Annotated in this window: 15 protein-coding genes; 2 read left to right on the top strand and 13 right to left on the bottom strand. The window is 63.9% G+C overall.

Features of this window, described 5'->3' with window-relative positions; genetic code table 11:
• Positions 1-16 precede the first annotated feature (16 nt).
• A complete protein-coding gene (locus ACU5AZ_RS11950; RefSeq protein ID WP_446822585.1) occupies positions 17-1441 on the top strand; it encodes an aldehyde dehydrogenase family protein in 1425 nt (474 codons plus the stop codon).
• A 147-nt stretch (positions 1442-1588) separates the two neighbouring features.
• Here ACU5AZ_RS11950 and ACU5AZ_RS11955 read toward each other — a convergent pair whose 3' ends face one another.
• From ACU5AZ_RS11955 to ACU5AZ_RS11965, 3 genes are read right to left on the bottom strand one after another with little or no spacing between them, the layout of a single operon-like run.
• The gene (locus tag ACU5AZ_RS11955) at positions 1589-2491 is read right to left on the bottom strand and encodes an alpha/beta hydrolase (protein ID WP_446822586.1); all 903 of its coding nucleotides are present in this window, start codon (positions 2489-2491) and stop codon (positions 1589-1591) included.
• Positions 2488-3588 (bottom strand): ABC transporter substrate-binding protein, encoded by a 1101-nt coding sequence (locus ACU5AZ_RS11960; RefSeq protein ID WP_446822587.1) that lies wholly within the window; start codon positions 3586-3588, stop codon positions 2488-2490. Before ACU5AZ_RS11960 ends, ACU5AZ_RS11955 begins: the two co-directional genes overlap by 4 nt.
• A 4-nt stretch (positions 3589-3592) precedes the next feature.
• Entirely contained in the window at positions 3593-5752 is a 2160-nt protein-coding gene (locus ACU5AZ_RS11965) for a TonB-dependent siderophore receptor (protein ID WP_446822588.1), read from the bottom strand.
• 187 nt (positions 5753-5939) lie between these two features.
• On the opposite strand from ACU5AZ_RS11965, the gene ACU5AZ_RS11970 reads away from it, so the two are divergent.
• Positions 5940-6929, top strand: a complete 990-nt coding sequence (locus tag ACU5AZ_RS11970) for a helix-turn-helix transcriptional regulator (RefSeq protein WP_446822589.1) — start codon at positions 5940-5942, stop codon at positions 6927-6929.
• 121 nt (positions 6930-7050) lie between these two features.
• On the opposite strand, the gene ACU5AZ_RS11975 is transcribed toward ACU5AZ_RS11970, so the two are convergent.
• The 10 genes from ACU5AZ_RS11975 to ACU5AZ_RS12020 all read right to left on the bottom strand — a co-directional run bounded on the left by ACU5AZ_RS11975 (position 7051) and on the right by ACU5AZ_RS12020 (position 16356).
• The gene (locus tag ACU5AZ_RS11975) at positions 7051-8217 is read right to left on the bottom strand and encodes a M24 family metallopeptidase (protein WP_446822590.1); all 1167 of its coding nucleotides are present in this window, start codon (positions 8215-8217) and stop codon (positions 7051-7053) included.
• Between the two features lie 87 nt (positions 8218-8304).
• Positions 8305-8943: a GntR family transcriptional regulator gene (locus ACU5AZ_RS11980; protein WP_446822591.1), complete on the bottom strand. Its 639-nt coding sequence runs from the start codon at positions 8941-8943 to the stop codon at positions 8305-8307.
• Positions 8940-10205, bottom strand: coding sequence for a hydantoinase/carbamoylase family amidase (locus ACU5AZ_RS11985; RefSeq protein ID WP_446822592.1), 1266 nt, complete (start codon positions 10203-10205; stop codon positions 8940-8942). The genes ACU5AZ_RS11980 and ACU5AZ_RS11985 overlap by 4 nt, the downstream gene beginning before the upstream one ends.
• Complete coding sequence (locus ACU5AZ_RS11990) at positions 10202-11149, bottom strand: NAD(P)-dependent oxidoreductase (protein WP_446822593.1); 948 nt, start codon at positions 11147-11149, stop codon at positions 10202-10204. The genes ACU5AZ_RS11985 and ACU5AZ_RS11990 overlap by 4 nt, the downstream gene beginning before the upstream one ends.
• Positions 11146-11790 carry a GntR family transcriptional regulator gene (locus ACU5AZ_RS11995; protein WP_446822594.1) on the bottom strand — a complete coding sequence of 215 codons (645 nt, stop codon included), beginning with the start codon at positions 11788-11790 and terminating at the stop codon, positions 11146-11148. Before ACU5AZ_RS11995 ends, ACU5AZ_RS11990 begins: the two co-directional genes overlap by 4 nt.
• A complete protein-coding gene (locus ACU5AZ_RS12000) occupies positions 11787-12737 on the bottom strand; it encodes a 5-oxoprolinase subunit C family protein (RefSeq protein ID WP_446822595.1) in 951 nt (316 codons plus the stop codon). The genes ACU5AZ_RS11995 and ACU5AZ_RS12000 overlap by 4 nt, the downstream gene beginning before the upstream one ends.
• The gene (pxpB, locus tag ACU5AZ_RS12005) at positions 12734-13444 is read right to left on the bottom strand and encodes a 5-oxoprolinase subunit PxpB (RefSeq protein WP_446822596.1); all 711 of its coding nucleotides are present in this window, start codon (positions 13442-13444) and stop codon (positions 12734-12736) included. Before pxpB ends, ACU5AZ_RS12000 begins: the two co-directional genes overlap by 4 nt.
• A gap of 10 nt (positions 13445-13454) precedes the next feature.
• Positions 13455-14759 carry a TRAP transporter large permease gene (locus ACU5AZ_RS12010; protein WP_446822597.1) on the bottom strand — a complete coding sequence of 435 codons (1305 nt, stop codon included), beginning with the start codon at positions 14757-14759 and terminating at the stop codon, positions 13455-13457.
• Entirely contained in the window at positions 14759-15301 is a 543-nt protein-coding gene (locus ACU5AZ_RS12015; RefSeq protein ID WP_446822598.1) for a TRAP transporter small permease subunit, read from the bottom strand. Before ACU5AZ_RS12015 ends, ACU5AZ_RS12010 begins: the two co-directional genes overlap by 1 nt.
• 74 nt (positions 15302-15375) lie before the next feature.
• The gene (locus ACU5AZ_RS12020) at positions 15376-16356 is read right to left on the bottom strand and encodes a TRAP transporter substrate-binding protein (RefSeq protein ID WP_446822599.1); all 981 of its coding nucleotides are present in this window, start codon (positions 16354-16356) and stop codon (positions 15376-15378) included.
• Positions 16357-16518 lie beyond the last annotated feature (162 nt).

Below are 16518 nucleotides of genomic sequence, written 5' to 3' on the forward strand. Positions count from 1 at the left end.
GGGATCGGAGAACGACATGGACAGATATCTGAAATTCTATATTGACGGGGCCTGGGTCGAACCGGTGGGCGAGAACCGTCTGCCGGTCATCGATCCCGCGACGGAACAGCCGTTTGCGGAAATTGCCATGGGATCCGCAGCGGACGCCGAGCGGGCGATCGCGGCGGCGCGCCGCGCCTTCACGACATTCTCGCTTACCGCGCATGACGAGCGACTCGCTCTCCTGCAGCGGATACTCGACATCCTCACGCGCCGCCGCGACGAACTCGGCGACGTGATCTCGCGGGAGATGGGCGCGCCCTTGCAGATGGCGCGCGACGAGCAGGCCGGCATCGGCATTGCCCATTTCAAGCAGACGATCCGCGCCATGCAGGACTTCCCGTTCGAATACATGCAGGGCACGACCCGCATCGTGCACGAGCCGATCGGCGTGGTCGGGATGATTACCCCCTGGAACTGGCCGATCAACCAGATCGCCTGCAAGGTGGCGCCGGCGCTAGCCACCGGCTGCACCATGGTGTTGAAGCCCTCCGAGATCGCGCCCGTCAACGCGATCCTGTTTGCTGAAATCCTGCATGAGGCGGGCGTGCCCAAGGGCGTGTTCAACCTTGTCAACGGCGACGGGCCAACGGTGGGCGCTGTGCTTGCCCGTCACCCCGACATCGACATGGTATCCTTTACCGGTTCGACCCGTGCCGGCATTTCCGTGGCCGAGGCCGCGGCACCGACGGTCAAGCGCGTGCATCAGGAACTCGGCGGCAAGTCGCCGAACGTCGTGCTCCGGAGCGCCGATCTCGATGCGGCTGTGCGCGCCGGCGTTGCCAGGTGCTTTGCCAACTCCGGTCAGTCCTGCAATGCGCCGACCCGTTTGCTGGTGCCGGAGGAAACCATGGACCGCGCGATCGACGTTGCTCGGGAGGCGGCGGACGGGGTCCGTGTCGGATCTCCGGCAGACGCATCGACCGATATCGGGCCCGTCGTCAGCCAGGTGCAGTTCGACAAGATCCAGACGCTGATCCGCAAGGGCATCGAAGAGGGCGCGACACTGGTCGCAGGCGGCCCGGACCGGCCGGCACACCTCAACGCCGGCTATTATGTGCGCCCGACGGTCTTCGCCCGCGTCACCAACGACATGACGATTGCCCGCGAGGAGATCTTCGGGCCGGTCCTTTCGATCCTCGGCTATGGCAGCGAGGACGAGGCAGCCGAGATTGCCAACGACACGCCCTATGGCCTGGCTTCCTACATCCAGGGCGAGCCGGAGGAGGCGCGCGCCTTTGCGCGGCGGCTGAGAACCGGCATCGTTCGCCTGAACAGCTCCGCCTGGGACGGGGCTGCCCCGTTCGGCGGCTACAAGCAATCTGGCAATGGTCGCGAATATGGCAAGTTCGGCTTGCACGAGTTCACGGAGATCAAGGGGATCGTCGGCTTCGGGGATTGAGGGGAGCAAGAGGAGCGCGATGGGCGCCGACAACGTCGCCGCCCGCAGGCTCTCACCGGCGCAACTTTGCCTTGCCGGATATGATCGATCCCCGACCGCTTCTTCTCGATCCTTGCTCCGGCGACAGTGCTGATCTTCTGCCGGCGGTCAACGCGTTCGGCGCTTGCCGCCGAGGGTGAAGCGAAGAGCCCGTCCAAGGCAGGCGATGAAGACGCTGGCGTGGTCTTCTCCCTGCGCGAGGTCGAAGCGGACATTGGCGCGTTCTTCGAACAAGTCGGAAATGCGATCGCAGAACTGGCGGGTGTTCTCCACCATGCGGCGGCTGCGACGGAGCACCGTGTAGCTCGACGGCGCGCGGATACTCGCCTGCCAGGGCGCCAATTCCTCTTCATAGCTGCCGACGGCCGCATAAAGCCTGACGCCTTCGGTGCCGTTCTTTTCCGCCGCCTTCACGATTGCCGCGTCAAGCCTCGACGGATCCCACCAGATGGAAGGGCTGACCGCCGCATAGGCGGCAAAAACGTCCGGTTCTCGAGCCAGTGCCTCCAGCACGAAATAGCCGGCGAGGGAATGTCCGATGAGGATATTGTGGGTTGGATCGGTGGAATAGCGGCCGTTGATCACCCGTCTCAACCGGCCTTTGATGAAGTCCAGAAATGCGGTCTGGCCGCCATATGTCAGGTCTTGGGATCGGGCGAAATCGTCGTCCGCGGGCGGTCCGGCCGTCATGTCGTAGTGACGCCGCTCCACGCCGTAGGCGCTTGTTCTGGGATAGCCGACCCCGACGACGATGGCCGGGGCGACACCGGTGGCTCCCGGTCGTCGCGAAAGTCGCCGCATCGCCTCAACGACCAGAAGGAAGTCGGCGTTGGCATCGAGCAGATAGACGACCGGGAAGCCCGTCGCAGGGGTCGGACAGTCCGGTACGTGGACATAGATCTCGTAGGCCGACCGGCTTTCGACGGCAGACAGGGAAAAACGATAGCAGTCCGGCAGCTGCATGGGCTCCGGCAGGATGCAGTCGCCGGACGTGAAGTCATCGCTCCTCAATTGAACCAATATCCCTTCGCGAGATCAACGGAAGAAAGGGTATTCAGCTCCTCGCGCGTCCGGTCGACGTCAAGATCGGCAAAAAGGTCTGGATTGACCCATTTTGCCAGAAGCTCGAGCGAGAGAATGTCCCAAACCGGGTTGAACAGTGCCTTGGCAAGGCCATGGACATTGCCGGATCTGACAGCAGGCAGGCCGGACATGCCGGGCCGGGCGAGAAGCCGGTCGAGCGACGCTCTGGTCGTCGCCTCGTCGTAGCCGGGTCCGACCAGCAGGCCGCCGCGCTGTTGCATGTAGGCTCCGCCGCTGGCGATATAGACATCGGGCGCGGAGGCGACGACATGCTCGATGCTGATCTGTCCAAACGGGCGCCCGCTGAGAATGTCGCCGATGTTATGTCCGCCGACGAGGTCGATATAGAGGCCGAGATTGCCGGTGCCGGGCGAATTGCAGCAGGCTTCCGCGGTCGAGGCGTGGGTCTCCAGGAAGACGGAAGGTCTTTTCCGTCCAGGGTCGCGCCCTGCAAGCCTCTGCTCGATCGCGTCGCGATGGCGCCGGCGGACATCGACAACCGTCGCCGCAGCCTGGATCCTTCCGATGGCTTTCCCGAGCAATGTCAGGCTGCGATCAGTGTTGGCCAGCGGATCGAGGAGAAAATCGACATAGATCACGGGAATTCCGACGGCATCCAGCTGTAGCAACTGTTGGTCGGAGACCTTCGAGAAAACCGAAAGGACAAGAAGGTCGGGCGCGGCGGCGATCACCTGCTCTACGGAGAGGTCACCGGCGTTGCTGGCGATGGTCGGCAGGGTGTCGAGTGCCGGAAACCGGGCGGCAAGAGCACCGTGCTGCTCCACGCCGAGCCGCTTCACGTCATGCGGCCAGGCGGCGAGCAGCGCGACCGGTTCATCGGAGAGGAACGACAGCGCGATGATGGTCCGCCCGTCATCGACGGCGAGACGCGCTGCCGGCTTCTGCAGCACGACATGGCGCCCCTTGAGATCGGTCAGCGCGACCTCCGCACGGGCAGGCAATGCTGCGGCGACGAGCACCGCCGCCAGCAGGATACCCTTGAGGAGAGGGACGAACCGGATCATCGCCTCACCAGCTGTATTTGAGCGTCGCCAGGACCGATCTGCCGGTCCCGTAGAAGCATCGGGTCGTGGCCGAGCACGAGGCGACATATTCCTTGTCGAACAGGTTCGTTGCCGCGACATTCAAGGTCAACCCGTCATATTTCGGGTTCCGTGCGCCGAAATCATAGCTGATGGCCGCGTCGAACAGGGTGACTTGCGGAACCTTGAAGCTGTTGGCATCGTCGCCGTAGGTGGAGCCGACATAACGAACGCCGCCGCCGATCCCCAAGCCTTCCAGCGGACCGGTTTGCGCCGCATAGCGTAGCCACAGTGAGGCGGTATTGCGCGCAACACCCGTCGGTGTGTTGCCGACATAGGCGGGGGTCGCGCTCTCGGTCACTTCCGCGTCGGTATAGGTGTAGGCGGCCGTCATGTTCCAGCCGGAACCGAGCGCGAGTTTGCCTTCCACTTCGACGCCGCGGGAATGAACCTCTCCGGTCTGCACATAATATCCGGAATGTGCGGAGTCCGACGAGACGGCATTCTTCTGCGTCAGGTCGTACAGCGAGACGGTCAGCGAACTGTCCCAGCCTTCCGGCTGGTACTTGACGCCGAACTCGTATTGTTCGCCGGTCACCGGCTTGAGGACAGTCCCGCCCGATGCGGAATAGCCAAGGCCCGATGGCGGTTCGAATGAGGTGGAATAGCTCGCATAGGGCGCTATCCCATTGTCGAAGAGATAGGTCGCGCCGACCCTGCCGGTGAAGGCCTGGTTGTCCTGCTTGGAGTTGGAGACGGCGCCGCTGGACAGGGTCGTCGTATCCGCCTCGATGGAATACCAGTCGTAGCGGCCGCCGGCCGCGAGATTGAGCTTGCCGAATTCGATCTGATCCTGCGCGTAGATGCCGGCCTGCTGCGTCGTCTGCCGGGTCTTGCTCGTGTAGGCAGGCGTGGCGATTGCCTGGTCGTAATCGGGATTGAGATAGTCGATCGACGGCGCCAGGCCCGTGCCCATCAGGCGGGTGGCGTAGATATACTGATAGTCGATCCCCATCAGGGCAACGTGGTCGAGGGTGCCCGTCTTGAAGTCTGCTTCCAGCTGATTGTCGACCGCAAGCGTATTGGCATGTTCATCCAGCCGCGAAACACCGCGATTGAGCGTGCTGCCGCTGATGCTGCGGAAGTAGAGGGCCTGGTGGTAGGTGTCGATATGCGAAAAGCGCAGGTTCTGGCGGAAGGTCAGGTAGTCGTTGATCTGGTGTTCGAACTCGTAGCCGACACGCGCCGTTTCGCGGGTGAAGGTGTCGTAGTCGCTGTCGCCGGAGTCGAAATCATACGGGATATAGCCGTAGGCGCCATTGGCATACGCCGTGCCTTGAGCAGGCAGAAAGCCGGGATAGCTGCTGGAAGGGTCCTTCGAATAGTTGAAGAGAAGTGTCAGGCTCGTGCCATCGTCCGGCTTGTATTCCAGCGATGGCGAAACCGATACGCGGCGCGAATCCACACCGTCGATATTGCTCTCGTTGTATCGACCGGAGGCGACGAAACGGTAGAGCACCGAGCCGTCCTCGTTTGCCTTTCCGCCGATATCGATGCCGGCCTTGAGGTAGTTGTCCGTGCCGAATGTCAGTTCGGTTTCACGAATTTCCTCTTCCGTCGGCTTCTTGGAAACGAGGTTGACCAGCCCGCCGGGCGTCATCTGCCCGTAGAGGACGGAAGACGGGCCCTTGACCACCTCGATGCGCTCGAGGTCGTAGATGTCGATTGTCGGCTCGGCGTAGGAGATGCCCTTAAGGATCCTCAGTCCGTCAAGGTATTGAACGAAGTTCTGGTAGCCGCCGAAATTGCGGACCGGAACGATATCGTAGCGATCGTTCGGGCGAAGATCGGCCGAGACGCCTGCGGTATAGCGCAGGGCCTCCTGTGCGCTGGTCGCCGTCCGCTCCTCGAATTCCTTGCGGTTGATAACCGACACCGCCTGCGGGGTCTTGATCAGCGGACGGCGCGTTTTTGTCGCCGACGACGCGCTTTCAGCGACAAAACCGGCGTCCGCATCGCCTTGTCCCTCCACCGTGATCTGGTCAAGAATTGTTGCGTCCTCGGCCCGCACGGGGCCGGCAGCAGACAGGGCAGCAATGCTCACCCCGGCGAGCAAGAGATAGACTTCAGTCCGACGAAAAGACATTCCGTACTCCGTGAACGCGGGAAACGCGAAGCCCCGCACGGCTTTGCGCTTAAACATGATTGAAATTATCATGTTAGTGCCTATAGTCGGGATCAGGCACCGAATCCACACCGGGGACTTTTGCCAAACCGCCAATTTCCTTTGTCGGACAGCAAAATGGGCAGCAGTTCACAAAAAAGGACAAGATATGGAAGCGGCCCTGACCACCGCTGAATTTTTCCGTCATATCAAACGCGAGAACGGCTCCGTACGGCTTCTGAGCAAAGGCTTTGAAGACAGCGAACCGATGATGAGCGGCCGGTTCGGGAAGATCGAACTGCGGGCGGGCCTCAGCGTGCACTTCTCCAACATCATCAATCACTACGACATGGAGACGGAGGCGGAACTGGAACCGCATCTCAGCATCAAGCTGCTGATGGGAGGCCTCGTGGAAGGCAGGATCGGCGACCGGACCTTTGCCGGAGCCGACGACGGATGCGGAGCGCCGAGGGGTGTCATCTTCGCACAGAGGGAGCCGGAGATCTTCCGGCGCCGCGTGGCGAAGGGTGAACGGATCACCAAGTTCAATATCTCCATCCTGCCGGAATGGCTGAGCGATTGCGGCATACTCGCCGATGGGGGTGCGGAGGAGGTCGCCACCTTCTGCCGGGAACATCTCGCCTGCACAAGCTGGAAGCCGAGCGCGGGGGCGCTTGCGCTTGCGGAACGGGCCATGCGACCGCGGGAGACCATGCCCCATATGCATCGCCTTTATGTCGAAAGCTGCGTGTTGCCGATCATCGCGGAAGCATTCGAACAGCTATCCGGCCGCAACGGGCTTTCGGAGCGTTCCAAAAGCTTGAGCATCCGCGAATGGCAGAAGCTGACGAAGGCCGAGGAACTGGTGGCCAATGCCAGGGGCAGTCTGCCGACGGTCGAGGAAATGGCAGCGGCCATCAATGTCAGCGTCAACACGCTGCAGCGCTTCTTTCATGCCGCATACGGGATGACCGCCTATCAGTACATGCGAACGGTGAAACTCACAGCCGCGCAAAAGGCGATGATCGAGGATGGCGTGACCATCTCAGAGGCTGCCTTTCTGGCCGGCTATACCAGTGCGGCCAACTTTTCGACCGCGTTCAAGCGGCAATTCGGCTATACGCCGGGCTCGCTCCGCAACAAGGGCCTGTTTTCGTGACGGCCAAACAGGCAGCCGATCTCGGGCGTGTCTCCACCCATGACTTCATCGCACCCGGTATCCTCTTTGCCGAAGGTGCGCCCTGCCAAAGTGATCCAATCGCATGCGGGTGTCGACCCTACTACCGGATCGTCAGCGACCTTGGCAGGCTGGAGAGGACATCGATGCCGGAATTGGTGACGATGACGGTTTCGGATGCGCCGACAGTCCAGTGGCCGTAGCGGCGAAGCGTTGCCGGCAGGTGGAAGACCATGCCCGGTTCAAGCACGCGGTCGACATTCGAAAACAGGCTCAGGATGGCGCCTTCCCCCCAGTCGGGCGCAAAGGCGACCCCCATCGAGTAACCGATGCGCTTGCGGAAGGCGTCATGGTATCCGGCTTCGTCGATGACCGCTTGCGCGGCATCGTGGACCGCGGCACAGGAAACGCCCGGCCGCATGGCATCGAGCGCTGCATCGAGCGCGCGTTCCGCACAGTCCATCATGGCCTGGGCCTCGGCCGGCGGGCGGCCCAGCCAGACACTGCGCATCAGCGCCGAGTGATAGCGGTCATGGCTTCCGGCCAACTCCAGGAAGATCGCGTCGCCGCGCTCCAGCGTTCTCCGGCGCCATGTCATGTGGGGCAGTCCGGAGCGGGGGCCGGAGGAAACGAGTGGTTCCATCGCCATGGTTTCTGACCCGGCCCTGACGGCGGCCGACAGCATCGCGGCTGCCACGGCATTCTCATCCGTGCCGGGCATGCAGGCGCCAATGCCGGCGCGAAGGCCCGCTTCGGCATAGGTCGCGGCGAGGCGTATGGCGTCCAGCTCCCGCGCCGACTTGACCGCCCGCAAGGCCTCGATCAGGCCGCTGCCGTCTGCCAGAGGCCCAAGACCGATCGCATCCTGCAAGCGGTCGAGGAAGCCGGCCGAGACGAACCAGCCGTCGCGGGAGAGTGCGGGGCGGCTTATGCCGTTCTGCTTCAGAAGTCCGGCCAGGACCGTGGCCGGGTCCTCGGCATCCTGATAGGCGTGAATGTCCGTGAGCCATGTGTTGGCCAGGGCGCCGGGAAGCTCGAGCTGGCGGACGAGAAGGAAGGGCTGCGTATCCTGCGAAAGGACGAGCGCCTGGAAGGCGAAATAGCCCGCCGTCTGGCGACCGGTCAGCCAGTAGATGTTTTCGGGGGAGGTAACGATCAGGGCTCCGTGGCCGGCCTGTTCGAGCCGCCGCCGGGCAAGCTGCTGGCGGCGTTCGAATTCTTCGGCCGGAAAGGCGGCTTCCCGGCCGCTGAGAAAATTGAGTTCTGTCACAGGACATCCTTGTGTCGGTCTGAGCGACGAGGCGAGCGCCGCAGGCGGATTCGGTTGCGGGCACGCGCCGGGATCGAGCGAAGGTTCCTACTGGCCCGCAAGCCAGCCGAGGAAGCGGCTGCGCACGCTGTCGAAATGCGTTTCCATCGCGGCGCGTGCCTGATCGGCATTGCCGGCGGCGATCGCATCGATGACGGCGATGTGCTCGCGCGCCTGATCGGCAAAGCGATCATGAACCCGCGTGATCGTGCAGCGTCTGGCGATGGCGCGCATTTCCTTGATCATGTCCGGCAGGAGGTGCAGGTCGGCCGCTTCGACGACGGCGGTGTGGAAGTCGTCGTCATGCGCCCAGAAGTCGTCAAAGGCCGCGTCCTTGCCGTCGGCGTAGCCCTGCATGATGTCGCGCGCCTTGCCGAGCCTTTCGGTCATGCCGCGCTCGGCGGCGCGCGCGGCGGCGGCGCCTTCCAGCAGGCGGCGCATCTGGACGATCTCCAGCAGTTGCTCGACCGATACGCGGCGGACGACGAGTGCGCCGTTGTCGAGCCTTTCGACCACGCCCTCCTTCTCCAGCCGCGAAATGGCGGAGCGCAGGGGCGTGCGCGAAATGCCGGAGGCGGCGGCGAGATTTCTCTCCGTCAGGATCTGGTCAGAACTGAACCCTGCCTCCAGAATGTGGGTCTTGATCGACTGATAGGCTTTCTGAGCCAGTGTTTCCTTGTCGCTCATGTCCGCACCGTCCCGGGCAGCGCCTGTGTGTCTCCGAAGGCGGCATGCAATGCGCGAACCGCCGCAGCGAGATCCCTGCTGTCCATAGCTTCGTCCGGATTGTGGCTGCCGTTCCAGTTGCGCAGGAACACCATGACCGACGACCATCCCGCCTGCGCGAAGGCGGCCGCGTCATGTCCGCCGCCCGACAGCATCATTCTCGGGCGCTGCCCAAGCCCGGCGGCTGCGGAGGCGATCCGGTCCGCAAGCGGAGCTGAAAGCGCCGATGGCTGGCTGCGCGACTGCGCGCCCATGTGAAACGTGACCGACCGCCGGGCTTCGATGGCAGCAATCGTCTCCGCCATGAAGGCGTCGATCCTGTCGAGCACGAGCACATCGTCGCTGCGCATATCGACACAGAACTCCACGCGTCCGGGAACCTTGGCGAATGCGTGCTCGGGTGTTGCCGCATCGACGCGGCCAAAGGTGACCGCGAGATCATGGCCGTCTTCGAGGACCCGTTCCCACTCTCTGTCCATGGCGGTGATCAGGTCGGCGAGCGCGAAGACCGCGTCGGAGCGTTGCGCACGGGGAGCCGCCCCGGAATGCGCCCAGACACCCTCTATCGCCGCGTTGCGGTAGCGCAGCCCGCCGCGCACACCCGATACAAGCGCAAACGGTTCGTCCGCTTCGAAGAGGATCGGGCCCTGCTCGATATGGAGCTCGATGAAATTGGCAGGCGAAAGGTTCGATCCCGCCAGGACCTTGTCGGGATCGCCACCTTCGTCGCGGATGTGGTCGGCGAGGCTGCGGCCGGTGTCGCTGCGGGGGGAGAGCATTTCGGCAGGCGTCAGTCGTCCCAGCGCGCCGCGCGCGCCGGCATAGGAGACGGGGAACCAGACGCTTTCTTCGGCCCGGGTGACGGTGACGATCAGATCGACCGGCGGCGTCTCGCCATTCCTGACGAAGGCCGTGGCGAGCGCCATGGCGCCGGCAACGCCCGCGGCTCCGTCATAGGCGCCTCCCATGGCAACGGTGTCGAGGTGGGAGCCGATATAGACAGGAGCTGCCTGCCGGTCGCGTCCGGGCAGCCGCGCAAAGAGATTGAGCGCCGCGTCGCGCCAGACCTCCAGCCCAAGCGCCAGGGCTTCCCGCTCGATGATGGCGTGGGCGGCGCTCTCCAGCGGGCTGTAGGACGGCCGCGTAAAGCCGGGGCCGGGCTCGCTCAGTGCGTTGACGGCTTCGAGCAGGCGATCGATGGTTTCCTGAATGACGTCACTCATGCGGCCACCGTTGTCGGCTCATTGAGCGCCGTGGCCGGCCGCTCTCCCGAAAGTGCGGTGAGGACATTGCGGACGGTGGCGACCGCCATGCGCTGCAAGGCCTCCTCGGTGGCACCGCCGAGATGCGGCGTGAAGATCACCCGGCCGCTCTGTCCCAGCGGACCCTGTGGCGCGCCATGGCTGTAGACGTCGAGTGCTGCGGCGGACAGGCGGCCTGTCGCAATCGCTTCGGTCAACGCGACCTCGTCGACGAGGCCGGCACGGGCAGTGTTGACGAGAATGGCACCCGGCCGGACGTGCGCCAGCGCCTCCCGGCCGATCAGGCCCTTCGTTTCCGGACGCATCGGCGTGTGCAGGGATATCAGGTCCGCCTGGGCGAGCCCGTCATGAAGTGAGGCGGTGCGCTCGAAATCACCGATATCGGCGACGCGGGGTGAGTGTACCAGAACGCGCATGCCGAAGGCAGAACGCAGCATGCGTCCGAGCTCGGAGCCGATATTGCCCCAGCCAACGATGAGGGCGGTCTTACCGAAGAGTTCGAGTGTTCTTTCCCGTTCCCGAAAGCCGGAATGACCGTCGCGTTCGGCGCGGTCTGCGGCGGGGATCAGCCGCGCGGCGGCAAGCGCCAGGCCGAGGGCCAGTTCCGAAACCGAGCGCGCATTGGCACCTGGAGTGTTGCATACCAGTATGCCCCGGGCCGTTGCTGCGTCCTTGTCCACCGCATCGTGGCCGGCACCGTGGACGACGACGACCTTCAGGCTGTCGGCGGCGGCGAAGGCCTGGGCGGAGAACCCTGCGTCACGGGTGATGGCGGCAATGCAGCCGGGTACTAGACGGCTTACGGTTTCCATGTCCGCCGTCGGGCAGATGACCGGCGTAATCCCGGCCTCCTGCAGCATGGCAATGCCATCCTGGTGAATCGGCTGGACGATGAGGCACTTCATGCAGATTTTCCTTCATTGAAGGCCGTGAGCCATCCGAGGATGGCGTCGCGGGCATTGCGTATGTGTCCGGCCATCAGGTCACCGGCGCGGTCGGCCTCTCCCCCTTCAAGCGCGGCGATAATGGCGAGATGTTCCTCGCAACCCTTGAGAAAGCGTTGCGGGACGCGGGTATGGTCGAACATGCAGGTGCGCAGCCTGAGGTCGTCGATGGTGCGGATCAGCGTTTCGTTGCCGGCGGCGTCGGCCAGCATGCGGTGAAAGTCGTTGTCGACCCGCCAGTGTTCCTCGCCTTCGCCGGGGCCGGCTTGCATCAGGGCGTGGATGCGGGCCTTCATGCCGTCCAGCGTCGATTTCGGCAGTCTCGTTGCCATGCGGGCGCCGTGCGCCTCCAGCGTTTCGCGCAGGAAGAAGATCTCTTCCACTTCCACGGCGCTGAGCTGTCGCACGCGCAGGAAGCGGCCGTCCCGCTCGGCCAGGCCTTCGGCCTCGATCCGCTTGATCGCCTCGCGCACCGGGGTGCGCGACATGTTCAGTGCCTCGCCGAGCTTTGCTTCCTGCAAGGCGTCACCGGCGACCAGTTCGCCGGAAAAGATCATGCCGATGATGCGCGCATGGGCGCGTTTGGCGAGTGGTTCCGTCATGGCGTCGCCATCTCCATGGGCTGAAGGTGTTCCAGGCTGGCCGTGAAGCGCGTGCGCTCGGCGACGAGCAGTTCCTCGGCGCCTGCCTGCGATATGCGGGCGAAGCGGATGCTGGCACCGGAGGGAGTCTGCGCGAGCCGCGGCAGATCGACGGAGGCGATCGTCGCGATCTTCGGATAGCCGCCGGTCGTCTGGCGTTCCGCCGTCAGGACGATCGGCTGGCCAGAGCCCGGCACCTGGATGGAGCCGAGCGGGGTGCCGTCGGAGACGATATCGTGACCCCTGAAGGCCTTGATCTCAGCTCCCTCGAGCATGGTCGCCATGCGATCGCGCTTGGAGGAAACGCGAAAGTCAGACTGCAGGAATGTCGCCCAGGTGGCTTCGTCGAAATAGTCGTCCTGGGGGCCGGGGACGACGCGGATAGGTCCGCGCCCGCGATGAATGGGCAGTGTGAGGCGCAGGCAGGGTGCATCGGCAGCAGACCCAAGCGGCAGATCGTCGCCGGTTTGCAGCGTGCGGCCGTCCAGGCCGCCGATGCGGCTTCGCAGATGCGTCGAGCGCGATCCGAGGACGGGCGGCACGTCGATGCCGCCGGAAAAGGCGATATAGCCCCAGACGGCCCCGACCATGGCGCCGACGGTCAGCGTTTCTCCGGGCCGCAGCCAATGGCTTTCCCAGGCTGAGACCTGCCGGTTGTCGATGCGGATGTCGACCCGCCCGCCCGTCACCGCGATGCGGGTCGGACGATCGACCTGGTAGCTGCCGCCGAGATGGGCGAACTCCAGCGCAGCCAGCGAAGGCGCATTGCCGACGAGCGCTTGCGCGAAGGCGAAGGCCGCAGGGTCCATCGGGCCGGAGGCGGAAATGCCGCTGTGCAGCATGCCCTTTCGGCCGGGATCCTGAACCGAGACCATCATGCCGGCCTTTACGACGTGAAGCTTGCTCATGGCAATACGGGCTCCACGATCGTCTCGCCGGCCGCGACACGTGCCTCCAGCCGTTCGAATTCAGCTTCGTTGACGGGCTCGAAGCGCACGGTATCGCCGGCCCGGAACAACGCGGGCTCCTCGCGCTGCGGGTCGAAGAGCTGCAGCGGCGTGCGGCCGATGAAGCGCCAGCCGCTTGGACCGGCTAGTGAATTGATGCTGGCCTGCTTGCCGCCGATCCCGATGGAGCCGGCGACGATGTGCTGGCGCGGCGTCGTCAGCCGCGGCGTGTGCAGGACTTCCGGCAGTCCGCCGAGATAGGCGAAGCCGGGCGCAAATCCGATCATGTAGACCCGGTATTCGGCACCGGAATGAAGGCTGATAACCTCGTCCACGCCGAGGCCCTTCATATCGGCCAATTCTTCGAGGTCCATGCCTGCGGCGCCGCCATAGAAGACCGGAACGGTCCATTGGCGTGACGGGGTATGTTCGACATCCAGCGATGCCAGTCTTTCCGCCAGCGTGTCGGCGAGCGCGGAGGCGCGGACGATGGCGGGGTCGTAGCAGACCAGCAGGGAGCGATAGGTGGGAACAGTCTCGGTAATGCCGTCGACGGATCGAGCGGCGAGATTTTCGGCAAGGGCGATCACGCGCCGGTTCGTGGCGTCGTCCACCTCATTGGAAAGTTCCACAGTCAGCGCCTGGTCGCCGGCCGGTAGTATGCGCATTCTCAAGGACCTAGTTTCGTTGTGACAGTGTATCCGGAAGCCATGTGACTATGCCCGGAAAGACTGCAATGAGAAGTACAAATGCGGCCATGATGAAGAAAAAGGGCAAGGCCGCGCGTGCAATCGTACCGATCCTGTCCCCTGTCAGGCGCTGTATGACAATGAGGTTGAAGCCGACAGGCGGCGTTATCTGGGCCATTTCCACAACAAGAACGAGGAAGACGCCATACCAGACCTTGTCGTAGCCGGCCGCCAGGATGAGCGGCAGGGTGATCGGCAATGTCATGACGATCGCGGACATGCCTTCCATGATGCAGCCGAGGATGGCGTAGAAGATCAGGAGAACGATCACCAGCACGAAGGGCGAGAGGTTGAGCGACTGTATGCTGGCGGCGATATAGGCGGGCAGACCGAGATAGCCGAGGCCGACCGACAGGAACATCGCGCCGATGATGATGAAGCCGATCATCGCGCAGGTCTGCGCCGCATGGTAGACGGCCTCCGCCATGTTGCGCACGGTGAGTGAGCGCTGGAAGAGCCCGATGAGCACCGAGCCGGCGACACCCACGCCCGCTGCTTCCGTCGGGGAGGCGATGCCGCCATACATCGAGCCTATGACGCTGAGGATCAGCAGCAGCACCGGGCCGAGACCGCGCAGTGCCGCGAGCTTTTCCGACCATCCCGTCGACGGCGGCGCCTTGCCGACCAGCGTCGGATCCAGGATCGACCTGATGGCCAGGTAGCCCATGTAGGCGGCGGCCAGAAGGCCTCCGGGAATGATGCCGGCCATGAAGAGGCGCAGGATCGATTCTTCCGCCAGCACCCCGTAGATGATCATGATCACCGAGGGAGGGATCAGGAAGCCGAGCGTTCCGGCCCCGGCGAGGCTGCCGATCACCATCTTCCGGTCATAGCCCCGGTTCAAAAGCTCGGTCGCGGTGATACGGCCGACGGTGGCGGTCGTGGCGGCAGAGGAGCCGGATACGGCGGCAAACAGCGTGCAAGCCAGGACGGTGATGTGGCTCATGCGGCCGGGCAGCCTGCGGGTCCAGGGCGCCAGTCCGCTGAACAGCGCTTCCGAAAGCTTGGTGCGGAACAGGATTTCTGCCATCAGGATGAACAGCGGCAGGGCCAGCATTTCGGCGCTGACCGCCGAGTTCCAGATCTGCTGGGCGAGGAGCTTTTCGACCGGCATGTTGGGTCGGAAGATCGACAGGACCATGATGCCGGACCCGATCAGGCCAAGCCCGACCCAGACGCCGGCGCCCAGCAGCAGGACAAGCAGCCCGAGAAGTGTCAGTGAAAGCTTACCCATTACAGTTGATCCTCGGAGGCCGCTTCTCCGGCGAGAGGCTTTCCGCCCAGGATGCCGAGAAGTTGCGCAAGCATCTGCAGGGCAAAGATGACCGCGCCGATCGTCATGACGCCCTGCGGGATCCAGAGCGGGGTCCTGACCACGGACGACGCGGCTGAGCCTCGCATGAAGGAGAGGTAGGCCATGTCACCGATCGCGAAGATCATGGCGCAGGCGATCAGCAGGCCGACCACGGTCGCGCAGGCGTCCAGCAACAGGACGCCGCGGCGTGGCAGATAGTCATGGATCGCGGTGACCCGCACGTGGCCACCGCTTTTCAGTGTCGCGCCGGCGGCCAGGAAGAAGCAGGCGCCCATCATGTAGGCGGCGTAGTCCCAGCTGAAGGGCAGGCTGACGCCGAAGAGGTTCCGGCTGACGATCTCCGCGAAGATGAAGGCAAAGATTCCGACGAGGCACAGACCCCCGAGCGCGCCTGCCGCGAAGGTCAGGCGGTCGATCGGGCCGATGATCGCGCCGAATTTCCGATCCTGGCGTGTGTGCATGATCCGTTTCCAGCTGGCAGGGAATTGCAGTTCAGGGGCCTGCCCGTACAGTTAAGTGCGGGCAGGCCTGGGCCTTAGTTCTTGGCCTTGAGATAGGCGTCGATATAGGGGGCGGCGTCCGGGACGCGCTCCTTGAAGGCGTCCCAGAGGGGCTGCGCGCGCTTGATGAGTTCGGCCTTGAGTTCAGGAGAGGGCGAGGTGACGTCCATGCCGTGCTCCTTCAGGACGGCGATCTTGGCGTCGTCTTCGGCGCGGCTTGCCAGCCAGAACTCGCCTTCCATCTTCTTCGCCGTGTCTTCGATCGCCTTCTGGTCCTCCGCCGACAGGGCGTTCCAGGCGTCCAGGTTGACGGTGACGATGTTGCTGGAGGCCTGCCAGTTGAAGGCGCTCATGTTCTTCAGGAATTCCCAGAAGGAGCCGTCGACGCCGGACGAGGAGGACGTGGTCACGCCTTCGATCGTGCCGGCTGCCAGCGAGGGCACCACTTCACCCCAGGGCATCTGCAGCGGGGCGGCGCCCAGCGCGGTGAAGAAAGCCTGGCCGTTCGCATCGACGACGCGCAGCTTCAGGCCGGCAAGGTCCTCGATCGTGTTGATCGGCTTCTTGGAGTAGACGGCCTGACCCGGCCACGGCACCATGTAGAGCAGCTTCTGGTTCATGGAGGCGGCGACCTCCTCGATCTTGGGTCGGAAGAACTTGTGCAGCAGCGCGAGGTCGCCCATCGTCGGGGCGAGATAGGGAAGGCTTTCGACACCCAGCACCGGCGCTTCGCCGACCTGCTGGCTCATCAGGATATCCGCAATCGGGACCAGTCCGTCGCGGACCGCCGTCATTCCTTCCGGGCCCTTGATGCCGAGCGCGCCGCCGGCGTGCACGGTGATCACGACTTCGCCGTTCGTCACCGTCTTCACCGCCTCGGCAAATTTCATTGCGTCCTGCGTATGGAAATTGCTTTCCGGCCAGACGACCGACATGTCCCATTTGGTTTCGGCGTGCGCCTGTGCGGCCACGGTCATTGCTGCTGCCGTCAGCAGCGCACGGAAGGTGTTCTTCATCTGATATCTACCCCTCGATAATTTTTGTTCGCATGAATGCGTTATGGGAAAACTACGGACTTGCGATTTCAGTATACCGCTTGTATGTCCAATAGGAAATGACGCTAAGGCGATTTTTTGTTCAATGCAATAGGGTGCATAGAAAATATGCGAGGCCCTGTG

The sequence above is a fragment of the Rhizobium sp. PAMB 3182 genome, assembly GCF_052908355.1.

Excerpts from the sequence above, each read along its gene's own strand:
- ACU5AZ_RS11950 (WP_446822585.1), top strand. The coding sequence starts at position 17 with ATGGACAGATATCTGAAATTCTATATTGACGGGGCCTGGGTCGAACCG.
- ACU5AZ_RS11960 (WP_446822587.1), bottom strand. The coding sequence starts at position 3,588 with ATGATCCGGTTCGTCCCTCTCCTCAAGGGTATCCTGCTGGCGGCGGTG.
- ACU5AZ_RS11965 (WP_446822588.1), bottom strand. The coding sequence starts at position 5,752 with ATGTCTTTTCGTCGGACTGAAGTCTATCTCTTGCTCGCCGGGGTGAGC.
- ACU5AZ_RS11970 (WP_446822589.1), top strand. The coding sequence starts at position 5,940 with ATGGAAGCGGCCCTGACCACCGCTGAATTTTTCCGTCATATCAAACGC.
- ACU5AZ_RS11980 (WP_446822591.1), bottom strand. The coding sequence starts at position 8,943 with ATGAGCGACAAGGAAACACTGGCTCAGAAAGCCTATCAGTCGATCAAG.
- ACU5AZ_RS11985 (WP_446822592.1), bottom strand. The coding sequence starts at position 10,205 with ATGAGTGACGTCATTCAGGAAACCATCGATCGCCTGCTCGAAGCCGTC.
- ACU5AZ_RS11990 (WP_446822593.1), bottom strand. The coding sequence starts at position 11,149 with ATGAAGTGCCTCATCGTCCAGCCGATTCACCAGGATGGCATTGCCATG.
- ACU5AZ_RS11995 (WP_446822594.1), bottom strand. The coding sequence starts at position 11,790 with ATGACGGAACCACTCGCCAAACGCGCCCATGCGCGCATCATCGGCATG.
- ACU5AZ_RS12000 (WP_446822595.1), bottom strand. The coding sequence starts at position 12,737 with ATGAGCAAGCTTCACGTCGTAAAGGCCGGCATGATGGTCTCGGTTCAG.
- pxpB (WP_446822596.1), bottom strand. The coding sequence starts at position 13,444 with ATGCGCATACTACCGGCCGGCGACCAGGCGCTGACTGTGGAACTTTCC.
- ACU5AZ_RS12010 (WP_446822597.1), bottom strand. The coding sequence starts at position 14,759 with ATGGGTAAGCTTTCACTGACACTTCTCGGGCTGCTTGTCCTGCTGCTG.
- ACU5AZ_RS12015 (WP_446822598.1), bottom strand. The coding sequence starts at position 15,301 with ATGCACACACGCCAGGATCGGAAATTCGGCGCGATCATCGGCCCGATC.
- ACU5AZ_RS12020 (WP_446822599.1), bottom strand. The coding sequence starts at position 16,356 with ATGAAGAACACCTTCCGTGCGCTGCTGACGGCAGCAGCAATGACCGTG.